The sequence below is a fragment of the Roseovarius conchicola genome (assembly GCF_041403425.1).
Taxonomy (GTDB): Bacteria; Pseudomonadota; Alphaproteobacteria; order Rhodobacterales; family Rhodobacteraceae; genus Roseovarius; species Roseovarius conchicola.
On sequence record NZ_JBGEHK010000004.1, the window covers coordinates 310,723 to 324,029 of the forward strand.

Genomic DNA, 13,307 nt, shown 5'->3' on the forward strand with positions numbered 1-13,307 from the left:
TCCAAGGCGGGCGACATCAAGAGGACACCGGGACATGCGGCACACGCGCAGGCGCATTCCATCAGGTCAGGTTTGCTTGCCCGTCAGACAGCTTTCCAGATGGGTCCAGACTCTTTGGTCCGGCACATGCAATACAAGCTCATCACCCACCGACAGCGGCCCTTCCCGCTCGACCCAGGCGGTCACGCCGCGCCGCCCCTTGGCCGCAGTCTTATAGGCTTTGCCATAGCCGGGCTTGTCCTTCTCAACCTCTTTGGCGGGGTAAAGGCAAGGACGGTTCAACATATCAATCACCAGTGACGTCCCCGCCGCGTTCATCAAACGCGACGAGGGTGGGACATGGGTGAAATCGTCGATCCCTTCGATGATCATCGACGCGCCCACCCATTCCGGTTCCAGCCCGTCCAGCCCCATCTCGGCGGCCGTCGCGGCCATTTCCTCAACCGAGAGGATCGAAAACTGTCGCACATTGCGGATTTCCGTACCCTCGGGGAACTGCGTCACCGTCCGCACACAGGAGGGGCGGGTCAGACCCGAATGCACTTCGCCCTCCACCCCGGCATAGCTGGCGTGAATGGTCGTGTTCAGAGGAACCGATCGGATGCCCTCGCCGCCTTCTTCAACCCGGCCCAGCCAAGTGATTTTTGCTTTGTGATTGGTCGGGATCAGGGCTGGCATGATATCTTCCTCGCGCGATCATTGATCCGGCCACTCTCAGTGCACCGCACGCCTGCGTCAAATGAGAAATTGTGATCGCAGTCATGAATTTCGCGCAGAAGACAGAGCAACCTAAAGCCTTATGAGCACCCTGTGTTTCGCGACACTCTCTGAGCCAGGTTCGTCGCGAAACGCTTTAAACTGTCAGCGTGAAAAACATCCGCCGGAACGGGAACAGAACCGAGCCATCATCGCGCACCGGGTAGGCCGCGTGCATCACCTCTTCGTAGCGCGCAATCAGCGTGGCTTTTTCATCGCCCTGCAGCGCCTGCAAGACAGGCCGCGCATAGGTATGTTCGGTGAAACGGCGCACCGGATGGCTACCCGATTCAGCCACAAGGCGCTGATAATACTCAGTTTCCCACAGCCGGAATTTGCCCAGCGGGGCCAGCAATTCGTCGTATTTCACCGGCGCCATGACCCCCGGTGTGCCCATCTTTTCAACCCGCCCCGGAAACAGCTCTTCGGCGAGGCTCAGCCAAACGCGATGCGATGGTGCCTTGTTCTGATGCGGCATCTGCACGGCCAGGGTGCCGCCCATGCCCAGCATCTGCACCAGCTTGGGCAATAGTTTTTCGTGGTTGCCCACCCAGTGCAAAACCGCGTTGGAAAAAATCAACCCTGGGGCGCGACGCGGATGCCAATCGGCGATATCGGCCATCTGGACACTGGAATATCCCTTGGTCTGGCGGGCTTTGTCCAGCATCGCCGGAGAGGCATCAACACCGATCACATCGCGCGTGCCGGCCCGTGCGCCCAGCGCCTTGGCCATCGCCCCGTTGCCACATCCCAGATCAACAATGTCACCCGCGCCCATCTGGCCCACATTATTCAGCAGGTCCAACCCGGGGCGCAGACGCAGGTCTCCGAACCGAGCATAGGCGCTCGGGTTCCAGTCGGCGGTTTTGGTGACGGTCCCGCTCACGCCGAAGGTTCGGGCTCCGGCCCGCCCTCGCCCAGACCGGGTGAGGACTTCGGCTTGGTCTTCGGGATCGCGGTCAGCGATGGTTTTTCCGCGGCCTCGGGGGTGCCGCTTTCGTCATCATCTTCCTCAGGCGGCTCGCCGCGCATCACCCGCTGGATTTCCTCACCGGTCAGTGTTTCGTATTCCAGCAGGCCTTGGGCCAGACGCTCCCAATCTTCCTTGCGGTCGCTGAGAATCTTATAAGCCTCTTCATAGGCCTCATCTATCATGCGTTTGACCTCGTCCTCGATCAGCTCTTTGGTGGCTGCCGAGATCGAGAACCCGCCCGCTCCGTTGCCCATATACCCCTCGTGGGCCTGCTGGTAATCGATGTTGCCAACCTTGTCGGACATGCCCCAGCGCAGCACCATGGCGCGCGCCAGTCCGCTGGCCTGTTGGATATCACCCGCCGGGCCGTTCGACACCTCATCGGCACCGTATTTCAGGATTTCAGCGGCCTTACCGGCCATGGTCATGGCCAATTTCTGCTCACACTCTGAGCGGTGCCAGTTCAGACGGTCAATCTCGGGCAGGCTGACCACCATGCCCAGCGCGCCACCGCGCGGGATGATCGTGGCCTTATAAACCGGATCGCATTTCGGCAGGGTCAGGCCCACCACCGCGTGTCCAGCCTCGTGATAGGCGGTCTTTTCCTTCTGATCGTCGGTCAGCACCATCGAGCGCCTTTCGGCTCCCATCATCACCTTGTCCTTGGCGTTCTCAAAATCGATCATGGTCACGAAACGACGGCCCACGCGGGCAGCCATCAGAGCCGCCTCGTTCACGAGGTTGGCCAGATCGGCACCCGAGAATCCGGGCGTGCCACGAGCGATAATACGCAGGTCCACGTCAGGACCAAGCGGCGTTTTGCGGGCATGCACACCAAGGATTTTCTCGCGGCCCTTGATATCGGGGTTCGGCACGGTGACCTGACGGTCAAAGCGGCCCGGACGCAGCAGCGCAGGGTCCAGAACATCCTTACGGTTGGTGGCCGCGATGATGATCACACCCTCATTGGCCTCAAAGCCATCCATTTCCACCAGCAACTGGTTGAGCGTCTGTTCGCGCTCGTCATTGCCGCCGCCATAGCCGGCGCCACGATGGCGCCCGACGGCATCAATCTCGTCGATGAACACGATACAGGGCGCGTTTTTCTTGGCCTGTTCAAACATGTCGCGCACGCGGCTTGCGCCCACGCCCACAAACATCTCGACAAAATCCGAGCCCGAGATGGTGAAGAACGGCACGCCCGCCTCGCCCGCAATCGCACGGGCCAGCAGCGTTTTACCGGTCCCCGGTGGGCCCACCAGCAGCGCGCCCTTCGGGATCTTGCCGCCAAGGCGCGAGAATTTCTGCGGGTTGCGCAGGAATTCCACGATCTCTTCCAACTCTTCCTTGGCTTCGTCGATGCCCGCCACGTCATCAAAGGTGACACGGCCATGCTTCTCGGTCAGCATTTTGGCCTTGGACTTGCCAAAGCCCATCGCCCCGCCACGGCCCCCGCCTTGCATGCGGTTCATGAAGTAAATCCAGACACCGATCAGAAGCAGGAAGGGCAGCAGGGACAGCAGGAAAGTCTGGAAGCCGGATTGTTCCTGACTTTCCGCGCTTACCGGCACGTCGGCCTCGATCAGCTTGTCGGTCAGATCGGCGTCGGCAGGCTTGATCGTCACGTAATCGCGCCCATCGGTGCCGCGGAAGCGCACACTTTCGCCATCCAGTGTCACCTGATCGACATTTCCGTCCTCGACCTGCGCAATGAAGTCAGAGTATTTCACGGTCTGGCTTTGCAGGGTGTTCCCTGATCCGCTGAACAGGTTGAAAAGCGCCAGGATCAGCAGGAACAGAACCAGCCAGAAGGCGATATTTCGTGCGTTGCCCAAGGAAAGTCTCCTCAAAAAATCGGGTGGCTTTGCGTCTATCACAAGGCCCACCTGTCTTAAATAGAGATCATAGCACTATCTTCAATGAGATAATCAGGCTGAAGCGTTCAAACACTGTTTCCCGCCAATCGGCTGAAAAAGGCCTCCGGTCCGCGCATCAGCCGCGCCTGCCAGCCGTTTTTCAACCCGGCAAGCGGAGCCGAGATCACACGCGGTCCCTCCCACAAAGCGGGACTGGCCATCAGGCTGGCCGCAGGACGACCGGTGGCCTTTCGATCGGGACAATGCGCCAGACCCGCTTCACCCAGGGCCGCGATCTCAAGCCCATCCTGCACCGGACCTTCAAACTGCCAACGGCCATCCCAAAGCGTGCCCACCGGCACTCGCATCTCGGCCACGGCCTTCCATTCACGGGTGATCCGCACGCCCTCGGGCCGTGCCAGAACCCGGCAACCACCAAGCGTCATGTCCTGCCCGGACCGGATCGCCGACAACAACCGCTCCAACGCCTCGCCCCGTGGCGGATAGTCAGCCCCACTGACCCAGATCAGCCCTGTTTTGACAACTCTGCGCAGTGCCTCGGGCGTGACGGAGTGCACACCATCATTGTCGATCAAAAGATCACCGTGATAGAAACCCACGATCCGGCGGGCATCCTGTAAAACATAGCCGTTCAAAGCGTCCCGCGCCTCACGCAACTGATCGGCCACCTGCGCCAGGCCGGTGCCTGTGATGCCATGCGGTCCGAGATCGGCCAATAACTTGCGAATCCGCACACGTTCAAAGGTGTTATCTTCGTTGCTGGGGTCTTCGGCCCAGCAGATGTTCCGCCCGCGCAGAAAATCGCGCAGCAGCTCGCGCGTGACACCAAGCAAAGGTCGATGGAAGCGCACGCCCGATACATCCCGCACCGCGGCCATGGCGGATAAACCGTCCAGCCCGGCAGCGCGCGCTAGGCGCATCAGAAACGTTTCGGCCTGATCATCGCTTGTGTGGCCAAGAACGATGTCGTTCAGATCATGAGACGTCGCCCAATCCGCCATCAGAGCATAACGCGCTCGGCGGGCCTGATCCGGCAGATTGCCCTGCCCGTCCCAGCCACTCCAACGCAGAATATCATGCGGAATGCCCAGATCGGCGCAGAGCGCGGCCACTTGCCTTGCCTCATCAGCGGCCTCAGCGCGAAGCCCGTGATCCACCGTGGCAACGCGCAGATCGGCGCGGCCCCAATCCGCCAGAAGCACCAATAGGGCGACCGAGTCACCCCCGCCCGAAACGGCGACTCCCATCTTTTTCGGAGGGTCAGGCGCGAAATGTGCGTCGAGAGTGGAGATCAGATTAGCGGAATCCGCCGTCACGGGCAGCTCAGGTTGGCCATCGCCGATTGCGCCTCAAGCACGGCATCCGAGTTGGGGAACCGTTGACCAACCTCACCCAGAGTCACGCAAGCCTCGTCGGTCTGGCCCAAGGCTCCAAGGCTGCGGCCCAGATTGTAAAGCGCATCGGGGGCCATTGGCCCTTCGGGTGCTGTGCTGAACACATCAAGATAGGCGCGTGCCGCCCCAGTCAGATCGCCCGCCCCTTCCAGAGCATCACCACGCATGATGCCTGCTTTATCGGTCAGCGGGCCACCGGGATAGTTCTGGCGGAACGTCTCGAACAACTGTGCGGCCTCGGCCCAATTGCCGGCGGCCAGCGCTTCTTCCGCTTGGTTGAAATCGGCCTCTTCGCCGACGGCCATCTGCACATCAGGTTGTTCGGTGGTCTGCCCGATGGTGGTGCCAACGTCAGTGGTTACCTCGACCCCGCCCAGCGTCGTGCCTTCGCTCAGCTGTCCCAGATCGCAATCGGCTTCAAGCTCGCACAGGCGAAACTCAAGATCGCCAAGGCGGTTGGTGCCGTCCTTGACCACGCTTTGAATGCGCAGATCCAGCTGCTCGGTTTGGGCGGTCAGGCGCTGCAATTCGCTTTCAATCGCATTGACCCGGTCAATCAACGACCCACCCGCAGTCGCGGTACCGGCCGAACCGGTGGTCGACAGCTCACGGTTCAGGCGCTGTATTTCGACGTAAAGCACCGACATTTCCTGCCGGATATCGGCCAATGTCTGGTCCGAGGATTGCGCCTGCCCCATGGCGGGCAAGCTCAATCCAACAACAACGAGTAAACTGAAAAACCGGCGCATTTTACGTTCTTTCTTAGCTGGTCGGCACGACCGACACGACCGTTACAGCGCGGCGGTTCTTGGCGTAGCAGGCTTCTTCGCTGCAAATCTCGATCGGGCGTTCCTTGCCATAGCTGACCACTTTCATGCGGTTGGCAGGCACACCCCGACTGTTCAGATATTCCTGTACCGCATTGGCGCGGCGTGCGCCCAGCGCCAGGTTATACTGGCGGGTCCCTTGTTCGTCGGCATGACCTTCGATCAGGGCGGTATATTCCGGGTTGTTGGTCAGCCATGTCGCCTGTCCATCAAGGGTGGACTGGCCCAGGGCCGTCAGGGTGGATTGATCCACCGCGAACAACACGCGATCACCAATGGTTTGCTGGAAATAGGCAGGCGATGTCGGATCATTGGCCGATCCGGCAACAACGCCGGCCCCACCGTTCAGGTTCACATCGTTGGTGTCATCAAACCGGTCCGGATTGGTACAGGCGGCCAGCGCAAGACCTGCACATAGCATTGTAATCTTTGTTGTCAGTTTCATGGAGTTGCCCCACTCATTGTTGTTTTACTCATCTGCTCTTGACGTTGTTTTAACATATCTTAACACCGCTTCGCACCTATTTCTGCAAGGGTGACCAGGCCGGGTCACTGGCCCCGGTCTGCGTGGACACCTGACGCAGGTTGCGCCCGGTGATATCCACCGAATAAAGGCTGGCGCGGCCTTGTTCCCCTTGGGTTTCACGCGTGAACATGATCACCCGGCCATTCGGGGCCCATGTCGGCCCCTCATCCAGAAACGATGCCGTCAACAGGCGTTCTTCACTGCCATCAAGACGCATCACGCCGATATGGAACCGCCCCTTGGATTGCTTGGTAAAGGCGATCAGATCGCCACGCGGCGACCAAACCGGCGTGCCATAGCGGCCATTGCCACCACTGATCCGGCGCGCTTCGCCGCCACCCGCAGGCATGATATAAAGCTGCGGCGTGCCCGAGCGGTCGCTTTCAAACACGATCTGGCTGCCGTCGGGGCTATAACTCGGAGCCGTCTCAATCGACGGGGCCGAGGTCAACCGCGTGCTGGCACCACTGGCCAGATCCATGGTGTAAAGGTCGGTGTTGCCCCCGGTGCTGAGCGAATAGACCACGGTTTGCCCATTCGGCGCAAAGCGGGGTGCAAAACTCATCGTGCCTTCCTGATTTTCCAGCACCCGGCGACCGACATTGGCCACATCCAGCACGTAGATGCGCGGGAAGCCGGTTTCATAGCTGGTGTAAAGCACGCGGTCGCCCGTGGGCGAGAAGCGCGGGGCCAGCACGATCGAGGCGCTGTCGGTCAGATATTTCACGTTGGCGCCGTCATAATCCATGATCGCAAGGCGTTTCTGGCGGGCATCCTTGGGGCCGCTTTCAGCGACAAACACGACGCGGCTGTCAAAGTACGGTGCCTCACCGGTGATGCGCGAATAAACTTGATCGGCCACCTTGTGGGCAATCCGCCGCCAGCCTTCCTGCGTGCCAACCAGCTGCAGGCCCTGACCCAGTTCCTGCCCGGAAAACACATCATAGATACGGAACTGTACGATCACCTGCCCACCAGCATCCAAACTGACCGCGCCGCTGATCAACGCCTGCGCATTGATCGCTTTCCAGTCGGCATATTGCACCGGGCTGGCAAAGCTGGTGATCTGGCTGATGAACGCATCAGGGGGGATTTCACGGAACAGCCCCGTGCCGGTCAGATCGGCGGCAATCACGTCGGAAATTTGTCGTCCCAGATCACTTGCCGCCGCACCGTCGCCGACAAAATCGGGCACCGCAAAGGGCAGTGGTTCGATCACACCTTCGGTGATTTCAATCCTCAAAGGCCCACCATCCTGTGCGATAGCAGGCAGGCACCAGATACTCAGGGCCAGCAAAAGGGTCAGTACACGTACCATCATTTGATCCTCATCTTCTCAGGATTGAAGGTCATTTCAATATCACGCCAGCGATCATACTTCTCAACTGGCAGGTCATAGCCCCGGGCGCCGCAGCGGATAATCGCGCGCCGGGCGGCCTCGTAGGCCTGTTGTGCTGCTGCACCGCTGCCACCGGACGAGCTGAGCATCTGGATCGAGTTGGTCTGCGGCTTGCCATCCTCGGACATTTTCACACCCACGACCACGGTGGTATTCAACGCCTCGGAACTTAAGGAACCCACATTCCAGCACTGCTCGACAGCTACCCGCAGGGCGTCTTTTTCACCGCTCGTCAAAGGCGGACCAGTCGGTTCGGGGTTTGTGTCGGTGCCATCTGTGCCCAAGGCCTCGGCCAAGGCGTCATTCACCGCATCATTGCTGGGTGTCGTGTCCTCAGAGGGTTCAGGTTGGGCCGCGCGCTGAGGGCGCGTTTGCGGGCGGACCGAGCGGCTGGGGGCAGCCTGAGCCACTTCATCGGCCTCGGTCACGATCTCGGTTGTCGCCTCTTCGGGTGAGGTCGCTTCAGTGTCTTCCTGAACCGTGCCGGCATCCTCGGACGGCGTGGTTTCTTCCTGCACGACATCGTCAATCGCCACGTCCGGATCGGGCTGTGCCACGGGTTCGGGGGCAACACGGGGCGCCGGGCGCGGCTGTGGACGGATATCGGGTTCGGGCAACAAGACCGCCATGTCCTCGGATGGCGTTTCAAGCACCGGCGGTTCATCCGCCACTTCGGTGTCCGGCGCTGGTTGGGGCACATCGGGAACCGCGTCAGGTTCGGTCGCCTCGGCCACATCCGGCTGGGTCACCTCGGGTGGATCATCCGGCGTGGCGGCCATATCAGGCGTGGCATCTTCGATTTCGGGTGCATCCGGGGTAACGATATCAGACGCCGCATCAGGACTGTCCTGACGCGCAACAAGGGCAGCGTATTCCTCAGAGGATATCGCCATCACCTCGGTCACCTCAAAAGGCAGCGGTTCGGACGAGAAAACCCCGCCAAACAACGCCCAGCCGATCACGCCGATATGGCCGGCCCCGGAAACGATTTGCCCTGTATTGAGAGGCGGGATCATCATCTGCCCGGTTCACCCGTCCTGCTCGTCAAGCTCGGGGCCGCCAGCGTCAGTGACCAGACCGATATTGGCAAAACCACCCCGGTTCAGCGCGCCCATGACCTGCATCACCTCGGCATAAGGCACGGTGCCATCTGCGCGCAGGAACACCCGCGTGCTGTCACGTTCCGTGGCGATGGCGCGCAGGCGGTTGACCAGTTGCGCGCGCTCGATCTCGGTGGTCTGGATCATCACAACGCCATCGGCGGTGACTGTCACCGTCAGCGGTTCTTCCTCTTCACCCGGCAACGCATTGGCCGCAGTTTTCGGCAGTTCCACAGGCACACCGACGGTCATCAACGGGGCAGCGACCATGAAGATGATCAACAACACCAGCATCACGTCGACAAAGGGCGTGACGTTAATCTCCGACATCGGGCGGGATCGGCCCCGCCCCCTGCGGCGGCGACCGCCCTCACCCGTTTTCTGGACGACTCCGGCACCCATGGCCTAGGAATCCAACTGGCGGGAAAGGATGGTGGCAAACTCGTCCGCGAACGCCTCGTAAGACGCGACGATCCGGTCACTATCGGCGCTGAGCTTGTTGTAAAACACCACCGCCGGGATCGCGGCCAAAAGGCCAAGCCCCGTCGCCAGAAGCGCCTCGGCAATACCGGGGGCGACAACGGCAAGGTTGGTGTTCTGTTGCTCGGCGATCTCGATAAAGGCGTTCATGATGCCCCAGACTGTGCCGAACAGGCCCACGAACGGCGCGACCGAGCCAACCGTGGCCAGAACCGACAGGCCACTTTGCAGGTCCTCGGATTCCTTGGCGATGGCCACATCCATCGAGCGATCAATCCGCGCTGTCGCCCCGGCGATCAGACCGCCGTCATTGCGATGGCTGCGTCGCCATTCCATCATGCCGGCGGCAAAAACCCGTTCGGATTGCCCCGCCGGATCGGTGCCGATCTCATCAAACAGCTCGTCCAGAGGTTCACCTGACCAGAACCGCCGGTCAAAGATCTCGGCCTCTTTCTGCGCCTTGCGATAGGTGATGATTTTCTGAATGATGATCGCCCAGGCCCAGAAAGAGGCCGCGATCAGCATCAGCATCACAAGTTTCACGATAAAGGTTGCGCGTGCGAATAGCGCCCACATGGAGAATTCCATCTCCTGTGCCAAAGCCAGAGTTTCTGCTTCCATTCTGCCTGCTCGTTTTATGTTGGCCGGTGCGTTGCGGCCTTATTGCGTCTTAAATTAGCCTATTTCCAAGGGGAAAGCCAACACGATCGCGTCATACGCGGCAAAAAGCGTGCTTTAATGGACGGTCCGGCGGATATTTGCCGGTAAACGGGCGGGCTGTCCGGCGTCATTCACACATACCAATGTCACGACGGCCTCGAACAGCAAGGTATCCGCGCGATAAAGGTTTTGCACCATGATCAGCCGGGCACCTGTCACGGTCTGCACGGTCGTGCGCACCTCAAGTTCGTCATCGAACTTGGCCGGTGCGTGGTAATCGGCCTCAACCCGGCGCACGGCAAAAACCACCCCGTCCTCCTCACGCATGGCGTTTTGATCAACCCCGATATCGCGCACCCAATCACTGCGCGCGCGTTCTATGTATTTGAGGTAATTGGCATAATAGACGATGCCCGCCATGTCGGTATCTTCATAATAGACGCGGATCGGAAAGCTGTGAATCATGGATTAAGCCTTAGCTTTCAACAACGCAGCAAGCAATATTCATTTGAGGGAGAAGACGCCGTGAATGATTGCTCTTAACGACAGCATATCCAATGCCCAAGCCTGCGGTGCCGCCCAAAGCACACCTCCTTTCCTTCCGACGAAAGGGCTGAGTTCAGAACAGCCCATCGGCAGTGCGTCGGATCAAAATCGCCTTGATGAAAAGACGAAAAGGGGCGAGAGAACCCGATAAGCGGGTGGCCAGCTGACCGATAACTGCACAAGGCGCGCATCCACCAGTTCAAGAAAAACTCACAGTATAAATAGGCGTTTAGCGTTTGACCCTCTCGCCGAGCCCGGTGTATTCAAAGGCGGAAGCGCGCGTAACAGTGGATGAGGGCAAGATGACCAACCTGCTTGAAGAAACTCTGGCCGCCGCTACGAAAGACGGCCCCGCACGGCTGCGCAATGACGCCCCAGACGTGATACTGCCGGAAGGCGCCGAACTGCGCTATGCGGCAGTGCGGATGGATGATCGCGGGTCACTGATGGAAGTGTTACGAAACTCGGACGAGCCTGACACACCGATTGAGCAAGTCTATACCGTGTCAGTTCGGCCAGGCCTCGTGAAGGGATGGGCGTTGCATAAACTGCACGATGACAGGTATTTTATTCTGAGCGGGGATCTTTTGGTGGTTCTTTACGATGTGCGCCCGGAAAGCAAAACCTGTGGGCAGATTTTCAAACTGGTACTGTCCGGAAACAGGCCGGCGATGCTTAGAATTCCTGCCAATGTCTGGCATGCAGACCACAATGTCGGAACCAGCGATGTGTTGATGCTCAACCTTCCGACCATGGAATACGATCTGGAAGACCCCGATAAATTCCGGTTGCCGATCGACACCGACCTGATCCCCTACAGCTTTGGCGCGGCATCGGGCTGGTAAAGTGGCAGTGTTTTCAGTCCTTTTGCCAACCCATAATCGGCCTGAAGTTCTTGAATATGCGATCCATTCGGTACTGGCCCAGACATACGACAAGTTCGAGCTTTTGGTAGTCGGAGACGGCTGTACCGATCACACCGGCGATGTCGTCGGCAGCTTCAACGATACGCGCATTCGCTGGTTTGATCTGCCCAAAGCACCCGGCTTTGGTTATGCGAACCGCAATCTCGCCCTGGCCGAAGCGACAGGGGATTTGATCGCGTTTTTGGGCCATGACAACTTGTATCTTCTGGATCACCTTGAGCGGATGGCGCATCTGTTTGACCAGAACCGGCAATTTCGCATCGCCTATAGCCGCCCTTTATGGATCAATGATGAGGGCACGATTTTTCCGTCCTACGTGAACCTGAAGTATCCCCCCATCTATCGTCAGTTCATGACCCGGAGGAATGTCCTGCCCGCGACAACGGTGGTCTATCGGCGAGATTGTCATGATGAGGTCGGAGGCTGGCCCGAAGACCAAGAGAGAAACGGAGACTGGCATCTCTGGCGCAAGATACTCGACGGGCACGGGCCTGGCGTTGTCGGAATTGTGGCCGATCCGACCTGTCTGCATTTCCGGGCCAATTGGCGGGACAAGCAGAACTGGGCTCCGGCCCCGATCCCCTACCTGGAAAAGATGCACAAATCTGTCCAGCATTGGCCCGCCGGACTGCAGTTGGAGATCGGTCCTTCCACTAATGTTCCGCAAAAACCATGCTGGGAACTGATGCAGCAGGACCCGCCGAGGTTTGCCCAGCAAATACGGCACGGCTTTCGATACTTGCAGGATATCCTGGCTTACAACGCAGGAATGGACCCGAATTTCACCCGTTAAAGCGTGATGTCGGCTCGCCTGTTACTTCAGTTGATCCCAGAAAATCTCAAGATGGCGCGAGACGATCTCGTTATAGCGCCCGCTGTCGCGCAATTCGGCTAGGCCCGCGTTGAGGCGGTAGAGATGCGTCGTCCCCCGCCAATGGGTTTTCGAGATGATCACATGCAGCTTTTCTCGGCTGAGCGGCAGGTCGATCGGCACTGCCCGTCCGCGCAGGCCCATCGCCACGATCTTGGTCGCCCCAAGAAACACATTCACCGTTACCGCATCCACGTCGCCCGCCATCAGCGCCTCGAAACAGGCTTCGGGGCTGTCAGGCTGCACCAGAGTGATCGCCCCCTCGGTGAGCCAGCGCCGGTCCGCCCGATCCAGATCATGCGTGGAGTAACCCGCCGGGCGGCATAGGGTCTTGCCCAGAACATCGGAATCCGTTTCGTAATTGAAACTGCCCCCCTGCCGCTTGAACAGCATCATGGGCAGGTCCATCAACGGCTCGGAAAAGTGGAAACTGGCGCACATCTGGTTGCCGGTATCAGTATCGCAATCAGGCCGGATCCACGGGAACCCCATGTCATAGGTCTTTTCGTCCAGCAGCGGGAACAGATGCTTGCCCCAGTCATCCTCCCACGCAATTGCGTAAGGAACTGGTGACGGGCTCATCTCCAGCGCGGCGTTGACCAACTCGGTCGCCAGCCCTTCACCGGGCCAGCTTTTGTCAGCAAAAGGGGCATAGTTGCTGCCGGTCAGCAGCGTCATCTCGGCGCTGACGGTTTGTTGCAAGGGCGTGGCGTCGGGCTCAATGCTCTGCGCAGGGCATGGGATATAGACATCCTGCCCCACCGACACCTGCTCAACGCCGCTCAGAACGCCTTGATTTGAATAGTAAATCAGCGTCCACTTCTCGCGGTCGCCATAGTGGAATTCCGCCACCGAAAACAGCGTATCGCCGGGCTGAATCTTGTAAGTCACATCGCACAGGGCACGGGCCGCCCCCGGCAGTCCAAGCGCCAGAGAGAGAGCCAGCCCTTGTATCCATACGCGAAGTGCCAT

General features: G+C 59.6%; 14 protein-coding genes. 2 read left to right on the forward strand and 12 right to left on the reverse strand.

Features of this window, described 5'->3' with window-relative positions:
- Positions 1–66: 66 nt before the first annotated feature.
- The 11 genes from V6N02_RS13625 to ybgC form a co-directional block, all read right to left on the reverse strand.
- Complete coding sequence (locus tag V6N02_RS13625) at positions 67–678, reverse strand: MOSC domain-containing protein (RefSeq protein WP_371226146.1); 612 nt, start codon at positions 676–678, stop codon at positions 67–69.
- Positions 679–853: 175 nt separating this feature from the next.
- Positions 854–1,561 carry a methyltransferase domain-containing protein gene (locus tag V6N02_RS13630; RefSeq protein ID WP_371226375.1) on the reverse strand — a complete coding sequence of 236 codons (708 nt, stop codon included), beginning with the start codon at positions 1,559–1,561 and terminating at the stop codon, positions 854–856.
- A gap of 77 nt (positions 1,562–1,638) precedes the next feature.
- The gene (ftsH, locus tag V6N02_RS13635) at positions 1,639–3,564 is read right to left on the reverse strand and encodes an ATP-dependent zinc metalloprotease FtsH (protein ID WP_371226147.1); all 1,926 of its coding nucleotides are present in this window, start codon (positions 3,562–3,564) and stop codon (positions 1,639–1,641) included.
- A 107-nt stretch (positions 3,565–3,671) separates the two neighbouring features.
- Entirely contained in the window at positions 3,672–4,853 is a 1,182-nt protein-coding gene (tilS, locus tag V6N02_RS13640) for a tRNA lysidine(34) synthetase TilS (protein WP_371226148.1), read from the reverse strand.
- A 65-nt stretch (positions 4,854–4,918) separates the two neighbouring features.
- Positions 4,919–5,749, reverse strand: coding sequence for a tol-pal system protein YbgF (ybgF, locus tag V6N02_RS13645; RefSeq protein ID WP_371226149.1), 831 nt, complete (start codon positions 5,747–5,749; stop codon positions 4,919–4,921).
- Between the two features lie 13 nt (positions 5,750–5,762).
- Positions 5,763–6,272: a peptidoglycan-associated lipoprotein Pal gene (gene pal, locus V6N02_RS13650; RefSeq protein ID WP_371226150.1), complete on the reverse strand. Its 510-nt coding sequence runs from the start codon at positions 6,270–6,272 to the stop codon at positions 5,763–5,765.
- A 76-nt stretch (positions 6,273–6,348) separates the two neighbouring features.
- The gene (gene tolB, locus V6N02_RS13655) at positions 6,349–7,671 is read right to left on the reverse strand and encodes a Tol-Pal system beta propeller repeat protein TolB (RefSeq protein WP_371226377.1); all 1,323 of its coding nucleotides are present in this window, start codon (positions 7,669–7,671) and stop codon (positions 6,349–6,351) included.
- Positions 7,671–8,771, reverse strand: a complete 1,101-nt coding sequence (locus tag V6N02_RS13660) for an energy transducer TonB (RefSeq protein WP_371226151.1) — start codon at positions 8,769–8,771, stop codon at positions 7,671–7,673. The genes tolB and V6N02_RS13660 overlap by 1 nt, the downstream gene beginning before the upstream one ends.
- A gap of 9 nt (positions 8,772–8,780) precedes the next feature.
- Positions 8,781–9,254 carry a protein TolR gene (gene tolR / locus V6N02_RS13665; protein WP_371226152.1) on the reverse strand — a complete coding sequence of 158 codons (474 nt, stop codon included), beginning with the start codon at positions 9,252–9,254 and terminating at the stop codon, positions 8,781–8,783.
- A 3-nt stretch (positions 9,255–9,257) separates the two neighbouring features.
- Complete coding sequence (gene tolQ / locus V6N02_RS13670; protein WP_371226153.1) at positions 9,258–9,953, reverse strand: protein TolQ; 696 nt, start codon at positions 9,951–9,953, stop codon at positions 9,258–9,260.
- A 114-nt stretch (positions 9,954–10,067) separates the two neighbouring features.
- Positions 10,068–10,457, reverse strand: coding sequence for a tol-pal system-associated acyl-CoA thioesterase (gene ybgC / locus V6N02_RS13675; protein WP_371226154.1), 390 nt, complete (start codon positions 10,455–10,457; stop codon positions 10,068–10,070).
- Positions 10,458–10,840: 383 nt separating this feature from the next.
- On the opposite strand from ybgC, the gene V6N02_RS13680 reads away from it, so the two are divergent.
- Both V6N02_RS13680 and V6N02_RS13685 read left to right on the forward strand, forming a co-directional pair.
- Entirely contained in the window at positions 10,841–11,383 is a 543-nt protein-coding gene (locus V6N02_RS13680) for a polysaccharide biosynthesis C-terminal domain-containing protein (protein WP_371226155.1), read from the forward strand.
- Positions 11,384–11,405: 22 nt separating this feature from the next.
- Positions 11,406–12,257 carry a glycosyltransferase family 2 protein gene (locus V6N02_RS13685; protein WP_371226156.1) on the forward strand — a complete coding sequence of 284 codons (852 nt, stop codon included), beginning with the start codon at positions 11,406–11,408 and terminating at the stop codon, positions 12,255–12,257.
- A 21-nt stretch (positions 12,258–12,278) separates the two neighbouring features.
- Here the strand turns inward: V6N02_RS13685 and V6N02_RS13690 are convergent, their stop codons facing one another.
- On the reverse strand, positions 12,279–13,307 hold the full coding sequence (locus tag V6N02_RS13690) for an ABC transporter substrate-binding protein (protein WP_371226157.1): 1,029 nt from the start codon (positions 13,305–13,307) through the stop codon (positions 12,279–12,281).

Bases quoted from the DNA above. Each gene is read 5' to 3' on its own strand.
- V6N02_RS13690 (WP_371226157.1), bottom strand. From the start codon at position 13,307: ATGGCACTTCGCGTATGGATACAAGGGCTGGCTCTCTCTCTGGCGCTT.
- ybgC (WP_371226154.1), bottom strand. From the start codon at position 10,457: ATGATTCACAGCTTTCCGATCCGCGTCTATTATGAAGATACCGACATG.
- V6N02_RS13660 (WP_371226151.1), bottom strand. From the start codon at position 8,771: ATGATGATCCCGCCTCTCAATACAGGGCAAATCGTTTCCGGGGCCGGC.
- tilS (WP_371226148.1), bottom strand. From the start codon at position 4,853: ATGGGAGTCGCCGTTTCGGGCGGGGGTGACTCGGTCGCCCTATTGGTG.
- pal (WP_371226150.1), bottom strand. From the start codon at position 6,272: ATGAAACTGACAACAAAGATTACAATGCTATGTGCAGGTCTTGCGCTG.
- tolR (WP_371226152.1), bottom strand. From the start codon at position 9,254: ATGGGTGCCGGAGTCGTCCAGAAAACGGGTGAGGGCGGTCGCCGCCGC.
- V6N02_RS13625 (WP_371226146.1), bottom strand. From the start codon at position 678: ATGCCAGCCCTGATCCCGACCAATCACAAAGCAAAAATCACTTGGCTG.
- tolQ (WP_371226153.1), bottom strand. From the start codon at position 9,953: ATGGAAGCAGAAACTCTGGCTTTGGCACAGGAGATGGAATTCTCCATG.
- V6N02_RS13680 (WP_371226155.1), top strand. From the start codon at position 10,841: ATGACCAACCTGCTTGAAGAAACTCTGGCCGCCGCTACGAAAGACGGC.
- tolB (WP_371226377.1), bottom strand. From the start codon at position 7,671: ATGGTACGTGTACTGACCCTTTTGCTGGCCCTGAGTATCTGGTGCCTG.
- ybgF (WP_371226149.1), bottom strand. From the start codon at position 5,749: ATGCGCCGGTTTTTCAGTTTACTCGTTGTTGTTGGATTGAGCTTGCCC.